The organism is Dickeya sp. MK7, assembly GCF_000406305.1.
Taxonomy (GTDB): Bacteria; Pseudomonadota; Gammaproteobacteria; order Enterobacterales; family Enterobacteriaceae; genus Dickeya; species Dickeya fangzhongdai.
Genome location: NZ_CM001984.1, coordinates 2,722,448 through 2,737,447, shown reverse-complemented (window position 1 = coordinate 2,737,447; position 15,000 = coordinate 2,722,448). Strand labels below are relative to the sequence as shown.

12 protein-coding genes are annotated in these 15,000 nt (G+C 54.6%); 7 read left to right on the top strand and 5 right to left on the bottom strand.

Annotated elements, in window-relative coordinates; translation table 11 throughout:
* Nucleotides 1-393: 393 nt before the first annotated feature.
* Nucleotides 394-1,017, top strand: coding sequence for a glutathione S-transferase family protein (locus DXXMK7_RS11890; protein WP_038919278.1), 624 nt, complete (start codon nt 394-396; stop codon nt 1,015-1,017).
* A 256-nt stretch (nt 1,018-1,273) separates the two neighbouring features.
* On the opposite strand, the gene DXXMK7_RS11885 is transcribed toward DXXMK7_RS11890, so the two are convergent.
* From DXXMK7_RS11885 to DXXMK7_RS11865, 5 genes are all read right to left on the bottom strand, one after another.
* On the bottom strand, nt 1,274-2,305 hold the full coding sequence (locus DXXMK7_RS11885; protein ID WP_038919277.1) for a methionine synthase: 1,032 nt from the start codon (nt 2,303-2,305) through the stop codon (nt 1,274-1,276).
* 27 nt (nt 2,306-2,332) lie between these two features.
* Nucleotides 2,333-3,310, bottom strand: a complete 978-nt coding sequence (locus DXXMK7_RS11880; protein WP_038919276.1) for a DUF1852 domain-containing protein — start codon at nt 3,308-3,310, stop codon at nt 2,333-2,335.
* 497 nt (nt 3,311-3,807) lie between these two features.
* Nucleotides 3,808-4,038 (bottom strand): tautomerase PptA, encoded by a 231-nt coding sequence (gene pptA, locus DXXMK7_RS11875; protein ID WP_038919274.1) that lies wholly within the window; start codon nt 4,036-4,038, stop codon nt 3,808-3,810.
* 162 nt (nt 4,039-4,200) lie between these two features.
* Entirely contained in the window at nt 4,201-5,295 is a 1,095-nt protein-coding gene (locus DXXMK7_RS11870) for an ABC transporter ATP-binding protein (RefSeq protein ID WP_038658090.1), read from the bottom strand.
* A gap of 402 nt (nt 5,296-5,697) precedes the next feature.
* Complete coding sequence (locus tag DXXMK7_RS11865; RefSeq protein WP_038919273.1) at nt 5,698-7,185, bottom strand: PLP-dependent aminotransferase family protein; 1,488 nt, start codon at nt 7,183-7,185, stop codon at nt 5,698-5,700.
* Between the two features lie 126 nt (nt 7,186-7,311).
* Here DXXMK7_RS11865 and DXXMK7_RS11860 point away from each other — a divergent pair, with 126 nt between their 5' ends.
* The 6 genes from DXXMK7_RS11860 to DXXMK7_RS11835 all read left to right on the top strand — a co-directional run bounded on the left by DXXMK7_RS11860 (nt 7,312) and on the right by DXXMK7_RS11835 (nt 14,956).
* Nucleotides 7,312-8,577 carry a 4-aminobutyrate--2-oxoglutarate transaminase gene (locus DXXMK7_RS11860; RefSeq protein ID WP_038919272.1) on the top strand — a complete coding sequence of 422 codons (1,266 nt, stop codon included), beginning with the start codon at nt 7,312-7,314 and terminating at the stop codon, nt 8,575-8,577.
* 21 nt (nt 8,578-8,598) lie between these two features.
* Entirely contained in the window at nt 8,599-10,059 is a 1,461-nt protein-coding gene (locus DXXMK7_RS11855; RefSeq protein WP_038919270.1) for an NAD-dependent succinate-semialdehyde dehydrogenase, read from the top strand.
* A gap of 358 nt (nt 10,060-10,417) precedes the next feature.
* Entirely contained in the window at nt 10,418-11,449 is a 1,032-nt protein-coding gene (locus DXXMK7_RS11850; RefSeq protein WP_049842489.1) for an ABC transporter substrate-binding protein, read from the top strand.
* Nucleotides 11,450-11,485: 36 nt separating this feature from the next.
* Nucleotides 11,486-12,757, top strand: a complete 1,272-nt coding sequence (locus DXXMK7_RS11845) for an ABC transporter permease (RefSeq protein WP_038919267.1) — start codon at nt 11,486-11,488, stop codon at nt 12,755-12,757.
* Nucleotides 12,758-12,790: 33 nt separating this feature from the next.
* Entirely contained in the window at nt 12,791-13,609 is an 819-nt protein-coding gene (locus tag DXXMK7_RS11840) for an ABC transporter permease (RefSeq protein ID WP_038920993.1), read from the top strand.
* 429 nt (nt 13,610-14,038) lie between these two features.
* The gene (locus DXXMK7_RS11835; protein WP_049854085.1) at nt 14,039-14,956 is read left to right on the top strand and encodes a hypothetical protein; all 918 of its coding nucleotides are present in this window, start codon (nt 14,039-14,041) and stop codon (nt 14,954-14,956) included.
* The last annotated feature ends 44 nt before the right edge of the window (nt 14,957-15,000 follow it).

Below are 15,000 nucleotides of genomic sequence, written 5' to 3'. Positions count from 1 at the left end.
TATGGTCCCGCCGCGACTATCCACTTACCGGCTTAATATTCGTTGCGCCTGGTAACGTGATGTGCCCAGATTAACGAAGTTGGGGGGAAAGATAATTACGCCCATTAACTAGGCGCAATGAATGAAATTCATAGACCCAGTCCGGAAACTCCGAATAAATTCAGCCTGGGCCATGTCATTTAATAGGTCTGGATTACGGTTATTGTTGCCATATGTCTGCTTCACGCTCATGACAGCCCGGGTTATGCACCTCCCGAAGGCAGCCCTGTGCCATAAAAGCATAAGCTCACGAATGCGACGCAACCATGTCAGTGCTCTGTTGCCAGTAGCAAGAAGATATTAGGTTGGTGTATTGTTTTTAAAAGATTAATCACGCGGAAGGACATTCGAAGTATGCTTAAAATACTTGGCAAAACGACGTCAATAAATGTGCGCAAAGTGCTCTGGACCTGCGAGGAAGTGGGGCTGGATTATGTTCAGGAAGATTACGGTAGCGGGTTTGCCTCGACGGAAACCGATGCATTTCGCGCTATGAACCCAAACGCCATGGTGCCCGTGTTGATTGACGATGAATTCGTGCTGTGGGAATCGAATTCGATTTGCCGCTATCTGGCGCGCAAAGCCGGGCGCGATGACTTGCTCCCCAACGAAGCGCAGGCGTGCGCTAACGTCGAGCACTGGATGGACTGGCAGGCGACCGAGTTTAACAACGCCTGGCGTTATGTCTTCCCGGCCCTGGCGCGTAAGAACCCGGCCTATAACGATCAAAACGCGATTGCCGCAGGCATTAAAGAGTGGAATCACTGTATTGGTATTCTTGAACAACAACTCCAGCGCACCGGCGCATGGGCGGCAGGTGAGACGTTTACGCTGGCCGATGTGGTGCTCGGGCTGTCGGTGAATCGCTGGAAAATGACACCGTTTCCCCACCCTGAAGTCCCTGCCATTGACGCGTGGTTTACGCGCTTGAATCAGCGACCGGCATTCTTGCGTCATGGGAATAATGGTATGGTCTAAAAGCCGGATTGGCGGCGATGTGTCAGCACGCTATATCACGCTTTACGACAGTCAAAGGGCGGCCCGGTTTACTCCGCCGGCCGCCGGTGGTTTTGTTTCGCTACTGGTTTACGGCATCATATAAGTTAGCCGTTCTTCATCAGTAATTGCGCAATGTTCGGTATTGCTCAGTCCGGTTGGTGGTTCAGGTTATTTGGCGATTGATCAGATCGCCTGACACGGACTGAGTTTTTTAATGATCGACAATGCCGTGGTGTTATTGAGCAGAGAGCTCTCTGCGGATGATGTCTGCGCCTGCACTTAACGCATTGAGTTTGCCTGTGGCTACCCGACGAGATAAGGGGGCCATTCCGCAGTTGGTCGAAGGATAGAGCTTGTCGGCATCGACAAATTGGAGTGCTTTTCGTAACGTATCGGCGACTTCCTCTGGTGTCTCTATCGTATTGGTTGCCACATCAATGGCCCCTACCATGACTTTTTTACCGCGAATCAGCTCAAGCAGATCCATTGGAACACGCGAGTTATGGCATTCCAGCGAGATGATATCGATAGTCGATGTTTGCAGTTTGGGAAACGCTTCTTCATATTGCCGCCACTCTGACCCCAGCGTCTTTTTCCAATCGGTATTGGCCTTGATGCCATAGCCATAGCAAATATGTACAGCCGTTTCACATTTCAGCCCTTCAATGGCTTTTTCTAACGCGGCGATCCCCCAGTCATTCACTTCATCAAAGAAAACATTAAATGCGGGCTCATCAAACTGGATGATATCGACACCTGCAGCCTCTAATTCTTTCGCTTCCTGATTGAGTATTTTTGCGAATTCCCAGGCGAGCTTTTCGCGGCTTTTGTAGTGGTTATCATAGAGCGTATCAATCATCGTCATCGGCCCTGGCAAGGCCCATTTAATGGGTTGCTTGGTGAGTTGACGTAAGAATTTAGCATCTTCAACAAACACGGGTTTTTGACGCGCCACCGCACCGACCACTGTCGGTACGCTCGCGTCATAGCGATTACGAATTTTAACCACTTCACGTTTCTCAAAATCCACGCCGCTAAGGTGTTCAATAAACGTGGTGACAAAGTGTTGGCGTGTTTGTTCGCCATCGCTGACAATATCAATACCTGCACGCAGTTGATCAAACAGCGACAAGCTTAATGCATCTTTTTTCCCCTCAATCAACTCGTCGTTTTGTAATTTCCAGGGGGACCACAGTTTCTCCGGCTCGGCGAGCCAGGAAGGCTTGGGTAAACTGCCGGCAGTCGAGGTAGGTAGCAATGTTTTCATAGCAGGTGACCTTATATTTTTGGTGAATTAGCGCGCGTAATGAGCCGACCATTGCTCAAGAATATTTTTGTACGGTTTGATGAAGTGCTCTTCAGTAAACTTCCCTTGCTTAATGGCCAACTGGCTGCGCTCTTCCCGATCATAAACAATTTTTGTTAATGAATGATCATGATGATTCAGGTTGGGGCAATAGTATTGCCCGGCAGCGGAGTTCGCATTGTAAATCTCAGGGCGGTAGATTTTTTGGAACGTCTCCATCGTGCTGATGGTACTGATAAGCTCAAGATCCGTGTAATCACTCAGTAAATCACCAAAGAAATAAAAAGCCAAAGGCGCCACACTATTTTGTGGCATAAAGTAGCGAACCTGTAGCCCCATTTTTTCGAAATACTGTTCGGTTAAAGAAGAACCATTTGGCTGGTACTCGATGCCCAATACAGGATGCTGGTTTCCCGTTCTATGATAGGTTTCTTTGCTGGAAACACTTAAGCATATTACCGGCCGCTTGCTAAATTTGTCTTTGTATTCCTGCGAATTGACGAAATATTTAAATATATTCCCATGCAAATCGCCAAAGTTATCGGGAATGCTAAATTCGGATTGACGATTATTATGCTCTAACAACAACACACTAAAATCATAATCACGCACGTAAGACGAGAAGTTATTACCTACAATACCTTCAATCCGTTGGTTTGTTTTTTTATCAATGATGTTTGTTTTCAAAATTTCAATTGCCGGGAAGGTGGCGTTATTGTCGGCAATGTGCATATCAACAGAAATGATTTCAAGTTCGACGGAATAACGGTCACCTTTGGGGTTATCCCAATACGCCAATGTATTGAAGCGATTGTCAATCATCACTAATGTATTGCGTAAGTTCTCCTGGCGGCTCGTTCCTCTGGCCAAATTCGCAAAGTTAGTCGTGATACGCGTATTTTCGGAGGGGTTATAGTTCTCATCGAAGCAACTGCTTTTAATCGTAAATGTAAAATTTTTAGTCATCGCGTTCTTTTTTCCTGATGCTTGATATGAAAACCCGGTTAAAGTGTTGATGTTAAATGACTTTATTTTGTCATTTGGTGGTCTTCATGTTGCTGACAAGTTAATTTAGCATATTTTATGCCAGAGTTGATGGGCGAGGGAAAGCGACTTAATTTCATTACAACATGAGCCATATTCATGGTCGGGTATACGGTCAGGTCAGGGATGGTTGCAGACGTCGCTCAACGTCTTATCTTGGCACGGTGATGGCGTTGTTTTCTCGCCGCATTGTTTGGTTGATGGGCAGCCGAATAACCAAAGAACGCGTGTTAGATGCACGAGTAATCGCCGTGACAAGACTGATCATGAGCCTTGTCCTAAAGGGCCAACTCAACTTAACGTGTTGGCCTGCAACTCGAATTATTTTGGGTATACACAGGGTAATGAAAGCCGTTCAGCACCGCTATCGGTAAGGCAATATCAGCCTGTTGTCACCGGCGTGCATGCGGGCGTTGACGTTACATCGTATATCCCGGCTTTTTGGTGAGATTAGCCAGTTCCGGCCCGATTTCGATATCGTAAACCGCGTCTTTCCAGCGCTCCGGCGCGATTTCCGTCAGGGCAACCGAGATCGACTTGTCTTCCGCGTTCAGGTACTTCTTGAGCAATTCGCTGATTTCGTTTGCCAAATCCTGTTTGACGGTTTCCGGCAGATTGCGGGGGAAATACTTGATGGCAACATGTGGCATAGATAAGGCTCCGTGTATTGCGTCCGGTATATGGCGGACAGCGGTTAAACCTAACGCCGACGGCCATCCGCGCAGTGTCTGCGCCGGCATGGCCTCGGGCGGCAAGCGTTAGTGCTTTATTATTGACGTCGGCTTAACCGGTGGCAACGTTTGTCGCCATCATCAGTGCGTCGTGACTGCATCCAGCGCGCGCAGGTGTTCCGGCTGCCAGGACAGATTGATTTCGCTGCCGATTTGCCAGTCCGGGTTAACGTCGCTGGCCGGCAGTTTCACCATAAACTGCGGTTGACCGGCAACCTCGGTCATCATGCGCACATGATCGCCGAGATAGATAAATTGCTGGATACGGGCTCTGACCTGTTGTGCGCCGTCCGGCAGCACGCTGGCGTTGACCCGTACCCGCTCCGGGCGAATACACAAATGGATTTTCCTACCCGGCGAGCTGGGGCGGACTTTCAGCGCGCGTAATTCGGTGCCGTCATCCAACTGAGCCTGATAGTAGTCGCCGTCGCCGCCGGACTGGGTGCCAATCAGCGTGTTGTTTTCGCCGATAAACTGCGCCACGAAGGCATTCTGCGGGCGTTCGTAAATGTCGCTGGGGCTGTCCATCTGCTGAATAATCCCGTCGTTGAAGACCGCGACCCGGTCCGACATGGTCATGGCTTCGCTCTGATCGTGGGTGACGTACACCACGGTGAGTTCCAGCGCCCGGTGTAGCTCCTTGATTTCCAACTGCATGTGCTCGCGCAACTGCTTGTCCAGCGCGCCCAGCGGTTCATCCATCAGTACCAGACGCGGCTCGAACACCAGCGCTCTGGCCAGCGCCACGCGCTGTTGCTGACCGCCGGACATCTGCGCCGGGTAACGATCGGCCAGATTGGTCAGTTTGACGCGGTCCAGCACCCGATCCACTTTGTCTTTGATATCGCTGCGGTTCATGCGACGAATGGAGAGCGGAAACGCCAGGTTTTCCGCCACCGTCATGTGCGGGAACAGCGCATAGTTCTGAAACACCATGCCGATACCGCGCTGGTGCGGCGGCAGGTTGTGCAGCGGCGTGTCACGCAGCAGAATTTCGCCCTGTGTCGGCGTTTCAAACCCGGCCAGCATCATCAGGCTGGTGGTTTTGCCGGAGCCGGACGGGCCCAGCATGGTCAGAAACTCGCCTTCCTGAATATCCAGATTCAGATTTTTGACCACCAGACGATCGCCATCGTAGGTTTTTTGAATATTTTTGAAGCTAACGTAGGTTTTCATTCTTCCCTTCTCTCACGTGTCGTAGCGCGGTGCTGATGACTGATGTATGCATAAGTCATGCCTGATAGTTAATTAAGAAATTATTCTTATAAATTTGAGCATGAAAAAAGATCAATTCAGGGGTTTGCTTCGGCGGAAAATCACAGCAAAAAATCAGGCTGAAGCTCGGCCGTTAAGATCAGAGTATTGTGCATGTTGCACAATAGTAAAATCGCAAGAGTTAGCAGCAGCAGTGAACAATAAGGTGCACGACAATCCGCCTTTGCCTCAAAATGGTGAGCGCGTGTTAAATAAAGGCACTGATATTGTGCGTGACGGCAAGGCGAAAACCGGGGCGGATAGGGTGTCTGCCGGGCCGGTTTTTCTGCGGCGAGCGGGGCGCTCAAACCGCGTGTGGGGGATTCAGGCGCGCGCGTTTTCCAGCGCGCGTAAACAGGAAAGAATGACGTCAAACGCCCGCACCATCTCGGCGTCGTCCACGCTGGCGTAACCGAGCAGCAGCCCGCGCTGGTGCGTCGGCCGCAGATAGTAACTGGACAGCGGTTTGACCATCACGCCGTGTTGCAGGATACGGGCGCTCAGCACCACATCGTCGATGCGGTCGGGTAACCGCAAAATCAGGTGCAGACCGGCATTACTGTTGTAGCCAAGGTACGCTTCGCCCAGATGCTGCACGATCAACTCGCTCAGCAGGGCGCGGCGGCGTGCATACAGCAGGCGCATGCGGCGGATGTGGGCGGCGTAGTGGCCTTCGCTGATGAACTGACTCAGCGTCAGTTGCGTCAACAGGTGGCCGCCCCGGTATAGCTCGGCGTGCGCCGTTTTCAGCTCACGCGCCAGATGCGGCGGCAGCACCATGTAACTGACGCGCAATCCCGGATAGAGGGTTTTACTGCAGGTGCCGATGTAAATCACCGGCGGCTGGGTTTGCAGCCCCTGTAATGCCGGGATGGGGCTGCCGGAAAAACGGAACTCGCTGTCGTAATCGTCTTCGATGACCCAACTGCTGTGTTCCTGCGCCAGCGCCAGCAGACGCTGGCGGCGCGCCAGGCTCATCACCGCGCCCAGCGGGTACTGGTGCGACGGGGTGACGCAAATCAGCCGCGGCACCGATTGGGGCGAGACGTCGTCCGGCGGCACCATCCCTTGCTCATCCACCTCGATGGGCGCGACGCGCAACCCGTTGATGGTCAACACATTGCGCATTCCCCAGTAGCAGGGGTCTTCAATCCACGCCAGATCGCCGGGGTTGCACAGCATTTTGGCCAGCAGGTCCATCGCCTGATGGGTGCCTTCGGTAATCAGGATTTGCTCCGGGGTACAGGTGACCGAGCGCGCCACCCGCAGGTAGTCCACCAGCGCCTGTTGCAGTTCCGGGCAGCCGCCGATCGGCGAGTAGGAGAGTTGTTCCGGTTTCAGGCGGCGAGACAGCCGGGTTTGCAGCCGCCGCCACAGGTCATGCGGAAAGCTGGCGATATCCGGGATGCCCGGCATAAACGCGCCCCACTGGCGCGCCGACGCGCCGGCGTAGCCCAGCAGATGCATGCCGCGCCGGGAAATTTCCTGCACCACCGGGCGCAACGGCGACTGGGTATCGTCGCGGACATCCGGCGGGCGGGTGTCCGGCAACTGCTCGGTGACGTAACTGCCGCTGCCGGTGCGGGTTTCGATATAGCCTTCCGCCAGCAGCTGTTCGAAGGCGGCGATTACCGTATTGCGCGACAGCGACAGCTGCTGCGCCAGGTCGCGGGACGAGGGCAGCCGCCGTCCCGGCGTGATGTCGCCGGTCAGAATCGCCAGCCGGATAGTGTCGTACAGCCGCTTGTTAAGCGTGCCTTCCTGCTGTTGTTCCAGCCCCTGTAGTAGCAAATCGGTCAGTAGCGAGCGCAAAGTGGATCCTTTAAATATTAAAAACTGGCTCTGGATTATAGGGCCATGCAGGGGATAAATAGCAACATCAGAACGTTAATCGTCAGCCCCCGTCGGGCGGTGTGTTCATCGAATCGGAGCAGAATAATGAGTAACAGCGAATTGAATCAACGTCGTTTGGCCGCCACGCCGCGTGGCGTGGGCGTCATGTGCGATTTCTTTGCCGACAAGGCCGAAAACGCCACCCTGTGGGATGTTGAAGGGCGCGAGTATATTGATTTTGCTGCCGGGATTGCGGTGCTGAACACCGGCCACCGTCACCCGAAACTGGTGGCGGCGGTGCGCGAACAACTGGAGAAATTCACCCATACCGCGTATCAAATCGTCCCCTACGGCAGCTATGTGACGCTGGCGGAACGCCTGAACGCGCTGGCGCCGATCGCCGGCCCGGCCAAGACCGCTTTCTTCACCACGGGCGCCGAAGCGGTTGAAAATGCGGTGAAAATCGCCCGCGCTTATACCAAACGTCCGGGCGTGATCGCGTTTGGCGCGGCGTTCCACGGCCGTACGCTGCTAACTCTGACGCTGACCGGTAAAGTGGCGCCGTATTCCACCGGCTTCGGCCCGTTCCCTGGGTCCATTTTCCACGCGCTGTACCCGAATGCCCAGCATGGCATCACCGTGGAACAGGCGCTGGAGAGCATTGACCGCCTGCTGCACACCGATATCGCCGCCGATCAGGTCGCGGCCATTCTGCTGGAGCCGATACAGGGCGAGGGCGGCTTCAACGTCGCGCCGCCGGAATTCATCAGCGGCGTGCGCCAGCTGTGCGACAAGTACGGCATGCTGCTGATCGCCGATGAAGTGCAGACCGGTTTTGCCCGTACCGGCAAAGTGTTCGCTATGGAATATTACGACGATAAAGCGGACCTGATCACCATGGCGAAAAGCCTGGGCGGCGGTTTCCCGATTTCCGGCGTGGTGGGTCGCGCCGAGGTGATGGACGCGCCGGGCCCCGGCGGGCTGGGCGGTACCTATGCCGGTAACCCGCTGGCGGTGGCGTCGGCGCTGGCGGTGCTGGATGTGATTGAAGAAGAACAGTTGTGTCAGCGCGCCCAGCGCCTGGGCGCTACACTGGTAGAAGCGCTGGAGCGGGCGAAAGCCGGCAATGCGGCGATCGCCGATATTCGCGCCCGCGGCTCAATGGTGGCGGTGGAGTTTAACGATCCGCAGACCGGCAAACCGAGCGCGGAGATCACCAAAAAATACCAGCAGGCGGCGCTGGAACAGGGACTGCTGCTGTTGACCTGCGGCACGCACGGCAACGTGATTCGTTTCCTGTATCCACTGACCATTCCGGATACCCAGTTTAGCAAGGCGCTGTCGATTCTGAGCAGCGTTCTGGCGAAGTGAGACGTGAGTGAAAGGGTAGTTATGCAACTGAAAAATAAAACGTTATTCCGTCAACAATGTCTGATCGGCGGCGAATGGCAGGATAGCAGCAACGGGGCGCGTCTGAGCGTGACCAATCCTGCAACCGGCACCGAGCTGGGCAGCATTCCGCTGGTGACGGCGGAACAGACCCAGCAGGCGATTAGCGCCGCCGAACAGGCGCTGAGCGCCTGGCGCCAGCGCACCGGCAAAGAGCGTGCTGCGTTGATGCAGGCCTGGGCGCAGTTGATTCGCGCGAATCAGGACGATCTGGCGGCCATTCTGACCGCCGAGCAGGGCAAATCGCTGGCGGAAGCCAGCGGTGAAATCGCCTACGCCACCTCGTTTATCGACTGGTTTGCCGAAGAAGCCAAGCGGGTGGAAGGCAGCGTGCTGCAGTCGCCGCAGGCCAGCCAGCGCTTGCTGGTGATCAAACAGGGTATCGGCGTGTGCGCCGCGATCACGCCGTGGAACTTCCCGGCGGCGATGATCACCCGCAAAGCCGCACCGGCGCTGGCGGCTGGCTGCGCCATGATCGTCAAACCGGCGGAGCAGACGCCGTTTACCGCATTGGCGCTGGCGGAGCTGGCGCAACAGGCCGGTATTCCCGCCGGCGTATTGCAGGTGGTGACCGGCGAAGCGCCGTCGGTGGGTAAAATCCTGTGCGACAGCCCGGTGGTACGCAAGTTGAGTTTTACCGGTTCTACCGAAGTTGGCCGTATTTTGATGGCGCAATGTGCGCCGACGGTGAAAAAGCTGTCGCTGGAACTGGGCGGCAATGCGCCGTTTATCGTGTTTGACGATGCTGATCTGGAGCAGGCGATAAAAGGCATTCTGGCATCCAAATTCCGCAACAGCGGCCAGACCTGCGTCTGCGCCAACCGCATTTATGTCCAGCGCGGCATCTATCCGGCGCTGGCGGCCCGGCTGGTGGCAGAGGTGGAAAAGCTGAAAGTGGGTGACGGCACCCAACCCGGCGTGATGCAAGGCCCGCTGATCGACCAGGATGCGGTCGGCAAAGTCGAGCAACATATTGACGATGCGCTGTCGAAAGGGGCGGAACTGCTGACCGGCGGCTCACGCCACGCGCTCGGCGGCACCTTCTTCACCCCGACGGTGATTGGCGGCGTGACGCGCGAGATGCGTTTTGCCCGCGAAGAAACGTTCGGCCCGGTGGCGCCGCTGTTTCCGTTTGACGATGAAGCGCAGGCGGTGGCGATGGCCAACGATACCGAGTTCGGTCTGGCCGCCTACGTCTACACCCGCGACGCCGTCCGTCAGTGGCGGGTGCCGGAAGCACTCGAATACGGCATGGTGGGGATCAACACCGGCCTCATTTCCAACGAAGTGGCCCCCTTTGGCGGGGTGAAACAATCCGGATTGGGACGCGAAGGCTCACGCTTTGGCATCGAGGAATACCTGGAGATGAAATATCTCTGCGTTGACCTCACCCCCTCAGCCTGACGGCGGATGAACAGGGATGTTCATCCCGCGTACTGGCGAGCCAGAGTGGTGCAATTGTCTTGTTCTATTGCACCACAATAAGGCGAATTCGGCAGGGCTTGCTCATCACGCGCCACGCAATGTATCAGGCAGAAAACAAGTCACCAGGTAAAAAAACAAGTCATCACGCGAAAAACAGCATAGGCACTGTGCACATTGCACAGTGCGGTTTCTCCACGGCGCCGTTCAGCGGTTTTTCAACACAGACAACAGAAACTGGCACGAAAACTGCTTTATAAAATGATGCCTATGCATCAAAAAAATTTAAGGGTTTCGCCCTCGTGGGCATACGTTGACTACTCTCTTCAGGAGCCAGACCATGTTGAAAAAATTTGCATTATCCGCTCTGCTCGTTGCCATGGCTTCCCAGAGCTGGGCCGAGAACCTGACCGTGATTTCCTTTGGCGGCACCAACAAGGACGCGCAGGATAAAGCGTTTTACAAACCGTTCCAGGCGGCAGGCAAGGGCGCGATTGAAGCCGGCGAATACAACGGTGAAATGGCTCGCATCCGCGCTATGGTGCAGACCGGCCAGGTCGGCTGGGACGTGGTGGAAGTGGAAGGTCCGGAACTGCTGCGCGGTTGCAACGAAGGGTTGTTTGAAACGCTGGACTGGAAAAAGCTGGGCGATCAGGCTGATTTCGTAAAAGGTTCGGTGTCCGAGTGCGGCGCCGGGATCTTTGTCTGGTCCACCGTGCTGACCTATAACGCCAACAAACTGCAACAGGCGCCGAAAAGCTGGGCCGATTTCTGGGATGTGAAAAATTTCCCCGGCAAGCGCGCGCTGCGTAAAAGCGCCAAGTTCACGCTGGAAATCGCCTTGCTGGCGGACGGCGTGAAACGTGAAGAGGTCTACAAAGTGCTGGCGACCCCGGCCGGCGTCGATCGCGCGTTTAAGAAACTCGATCAGATCAAATCCAATATCCAGTGGTGGGAATCCGGCGCGCAGCCGTTGCAGTGGCTGGTAGCGGGCGACGTGGTGATGACGTCCGCCTACAACGGCCGCGTGGCGGTGGCGCAGAAAGAGAAACCGGGCATCAATATCGTCTGGAACGACGGCCTGTACGATCTGGATAGCTGGGCCATCGTGAAAGGCACCAAACACAAAGCGCTGGCCGAGCAGTTCATCGCGTTCGCCAACCAGCCGGAAAACCAGAAAGTGTTCGCGGAAAACATCGCCTACGGCCCGACCAACGCGAAAACCACCGCCTTGCTGGACCCGGCCGTCAGTAAAAACCTGCCGACCGCGCCGGATAACCTGGCTCAGTCGGTGCAGGTGGATACCGAGTTCTGGATCGATCACGGCGAAGAGCTGGAGCAGCGTTTCAACGCCTGGGCCGCCCAGAAGTAATCCCGAACCGGTATTGATCACAAGGAGAGAACGCTTATGTCCCAGAACGAGATGTTGAAGGCAGAGCCGCCTGCCGGCGGCGAGGGAAACCGTACCAGTCTGAAACAGCAGTTGCATCAGGCGCAGGCCCGCTATCAGAAACGGTCGCTGCTGCTGATTGCGCCATTGTTCCTGTTCATTCTGGTCAGTTTTCTGTTCCCGATACTGTCGATTCTGGGCAAAAGCGTGTCCAACCCGGACCTGCGCGTCAGCATGCCGACCACTATCGAGGCGATGCGGCAATGGTCCGGCAAGAATGTGCCGGATGAGAGCGTGTTCCGGGCGCTGGTGAGCGATCTGCGCAATGCCCGCAGCACCGGGCAGGTCGCCACCATCACCAAACGGTTGGGTTATGAAGATGGTCAGTACCGCCAGCTTATCACCCGCACGCTGCGCAAGCTGCCGTCAGATGAGCAGCAGGGGCTGCGCGAACAGTTGATTGCCGACCAACCGATGTGGGGCGAACTGACCACCTGGAAAACCATCGACCGCGCGTCACGGCCTTTCACCAGCTACTATCTGTTGGCGGTATTCGACCACAAGGTGGACCCGCAGACCGACAACGTGGTGGCGCAACCGGCGGATCAGGCGCTGTACGTCGATGTGCTGCTGCGCACGCTGCTGATGGCGGGCGTGGTCACGTTGCTGTGCGTGGCGCTGGGCTACCCGCTGGCTTACTGGCTGGCGAAACAGCCGGATAATCGCGCCAACCTGCTGATGATTCTGGTGTTGCTGCCGTTCTGGACCTCACTGATTGTGCGTACCGCCAGTTGGATCGTGTTGTTGCAATCCGGCGGGTTGATCAACCGCTCGCTGATGGGGCTGGGCATCATTGATGAGCCGCTGGTGCTGGTGTTTAATCGTATCGGCGTCTACATCTCCATGACCCACATTCTGTTGCCGTTCTTCGTGTTGCCGCTGTATGCGGTGATGAAAGGCATTTCGCCCAACTATGTGCGGGCAGCGATTTCGCTGGGCGCGCATCCGTTTCTGGCGTTCTGGCGGGTGTATGTGCCGCAGACCTACGCCGGGGTGACCGCTGGCGCGTTGCTGGTGTTCATGATGGCGATTGGCTACTACATTACGCCGGCGCTGCTGGGCGGGCCGGGCGACCAGATGCTCAGCTATTTTGTGGCGTTTTTCACCAACACCACCATGAACTGGGGGATGGCGGCGGCGCTGGGGACACAACTGCTGGTGATCGTGGTGCTGCTGTATGTGGTGTATATCCGTGTCACCCGCACCGACGCCGACGCGGCGGCGCGTTAACCGAAGGAGCAAGCGATGAAACCGATGAAGGAAATGAGACAACAGGGTTCGCAGCTGCTGCGGGTGTGGAATGGCTTCTTCAATTTTTACGGCGCGGCGATGCTGCTGTTTCTGATCGTGCCGGTGTTGGTGATTGTGCCGCTGTCGTTCAACGCCGGGTCGTTCCTCAGCTACCCGCTGGCGGGCTTTTCCCTGCGCTGGTACCGGGAGTTCTTCCATTCCAGCGAATGGCTCAGTGCGCTCGGTAACAGCCTGTTGATTGCGCCGCTGGCGACGGTGCTGGCAACCGTACTGGGCGTGCTGGCGTCGGTGGGGCTGGTGCGCGGCGAGTTTCGCGGCAAGTCGCTGGTGATGGCGGTGTTGATTTCGCCGATGATTGCGCCGGTGGTGATCGTGGCGGTAGGGATGTTCTTCTTTTTCGCCAAGCTGTCATTGCTGAACAGCTATATTGGTCTGGTGCTGGCCCATGCGGTACTGGGCGTGCCGTTTGTGGTGATCACCGTGACCGCGGTGCTGAAAAATTACGATCAGAACCTGACCCGCGCCGCCGCCAGTCTGGGCGCGCCGCCGTTGCTGGCGTTTCGTAAGGTGACGCTGCCGTTGATCGCCCCCGGCGTATTCTCCGGCGCATTGTTCGCGTTCGCCACCTCGTTTGATGAAGTGATCGTCACGCTGTTTCTTGCCAGCCCGCGCCAGCGCACGCTGCCGTTGCAGATGTTCGCCGGGATCCGCGAAAACCTCGATCCGACCATCGCCGCCGCCGCGACCATGATGGTGGCCGCCGCGCTGGTGTTGCTGGTGGTGATGGAGGTGCTACGCCGTCGTGCGGAGAAACTACGCGGCGGGCGTTGATTCCGACGGTGGGTTGATGTCAGTAGCAATATCTATGAAGCGCCCTTGCCGGAATTGGCAGGGGCGTTGTTGTTTGCCATAAGAGGTGACGCTATTGAATTAATCTGCCGGCGTTGTTTCTGATTCATGCGGCGTAAAATAATCCATCCGGTAATTTTCCCTCTGTTGAATATTTATCCTTTTGGATACTAGTCCTGCTGTTATTAAAAATAATAACAATAGAAATCATGTAATTAATCCTTTTAACGCAATTGTGAATGCAGGCAGCTTGCATTGTTGGTTTATTACGTCATTCTTAAAGAACTCTCTGTGTTTTCCATAATTTTATAATGCGCCATGATGGCGATATTTTTTGTGCTTTATTTTTCATTCCTTGAAAAACGGATTTGTTGTTTTTATAAAACCAATCATGTCTGGGCGAGGGTTAATATGAAAAAGTACATTATCGTATCAATGATGGTGCTGTCGGGCTGTGCAGTAAAACCGGAAGTGTCGTATCAAATCATTCAGGGGGACAAGCCTGCAGGCGAAAAACTGCTGGATAAAAAGATATCCGATAGCTTTTATCTGGCATCATCTTCTGTGATTTTTGAGCCTGAATATGAAAAAAAATCCAATGGCGAAAATGGCGCTTTAAAATATAAGGTCACTGTTTTAAATCATGATTACAAGAAATTTAAAGTGGGTATTTCTCCTAAAGAAAGTCTGTTCACCAAAACAAACATTAGTATGTCCAAAATTGAAAATACAGACAGAGTGAAAGACATTGGAGTTGATACAGAGGATAACAGAGAAAAGGCTGTTAAAGAGTTTGGTGCATTGGCGATTGCAGTGACTAAATTTATACCAATACCTCTCTCTTCTACGAATAATAATAAAACCGTTCAGACTAAAATAGTCGAAACTAAAATAGTCGAAACCAAAACAGTAGACATTGACGACAAGATATTAAATGAGAATGGAAAATCCATTGATTTATCGGATGGTTATAGTGCAGAAATAGCATTGGGGAGTGTGCCCGTCGATGCCATTTCTGCCGACTGGGTTGTGCCATCATTGCCGGAGAACCTGGATAAGATTAAGCACCATTTTATCTACGCCTCCTGTAGAGACGCCGTCATTAAGGTAAAAAAGGCAGGGGCAGTTGAAGAGACTGTTTATGTCAGAGTGAATGACCCAAGATATTTGCAGGCGGTGGCTTTACCGGTGAAAGGGAAAGTGACCACCCATTCTCAGTGTGGCGTGTCGGTTGTTACCGAAAAGAATAGCCAGTCAACGGATACCGCCGTCTTAACCGCGTTGCTGAATGAAATGAAAAACGTTAAAGACGCAGTGGCGAAAAAGTAATGCCATTACCTGCCGGGTTGCTGCCGGATATAACGCACGGTTGA

Coding starts and splice junctions, on each gene's coding strand:
- DXXMK7_RS11890 (WP_038919278.1), top strand. CDS start 394: ATGCTTAAAATACTTGGCAAAACGACGTCAATAAATGTGCGCAAAGTG.
- DXXMK7_RS11885 (WP_038919277.1), bottom strand. CDS start 2,305: ATGAAAACATTGCTACCTACCTCGACTGCCGGCAGTTTACCCAAGCCT.
- DXXMK7_RS11880 (WP_038919276.1), bottom strand. CDS start 3,310: ATGACTAAAAATTTTACATTTACGATTAAAAGCAGTTGCTTCGATGAG.
- pptA (WP_038919274.1), bottom strand. CDS start 4,038: ATGCCACATGTTGCCATCAAGTATTTCCCCCGCAATCTGCCGGAAACC.
- DXXMK7_RS11870 (WP_038658090.1), bottom strand. CDS start 5,295: ATGAAAACCTACGTTAGCTTCAAAAATATTCAAAAAACCTACGATGGC.
- DXXMK7_RS11860 (WP_038919272.1), top strand. CDS start 7,312: ATGAGTAACAGCGAATTGAATCAACGTCGTTTGGCCGCCACGCCGCGT.
- DXXMK7_RS11855 (WP_038919270.1), top strand. CDS start 8,599: ATGCAACTGAAAAATAAAACGTTATTCCGTCAACAATGTCTGATCGGC.
- DXXMK7_RS11850 (WP_049842489.1), top strand. CDS start 10,418: ATGTTGAAAAAATTTGCATTATCCGCTCTGCTCGTTGCCATGGCTTCC.
- DXXMK7_RS11845 (WP_038919267.1), top strand. CDS start 11,486: ATGTCCCAGAACGAGATGTTGAAGGCAGAGCCGCCTGCCGGCGGCGAG.
- DXXMK7_RS11840 (WP_038920993.1), top strand. CDS start 12,791: ATGAGACAACAGGGTTCGCAGCTGCTGCGGGTGTGGAATGGCTTCTTC.
- DXXMK7_RS11835 (WP_049854085.1), top strand. CDS start 14,039: ATGAAAAAGTACATTATCGTATCAATGATGGTGCTGTCGGGCTGTGCA.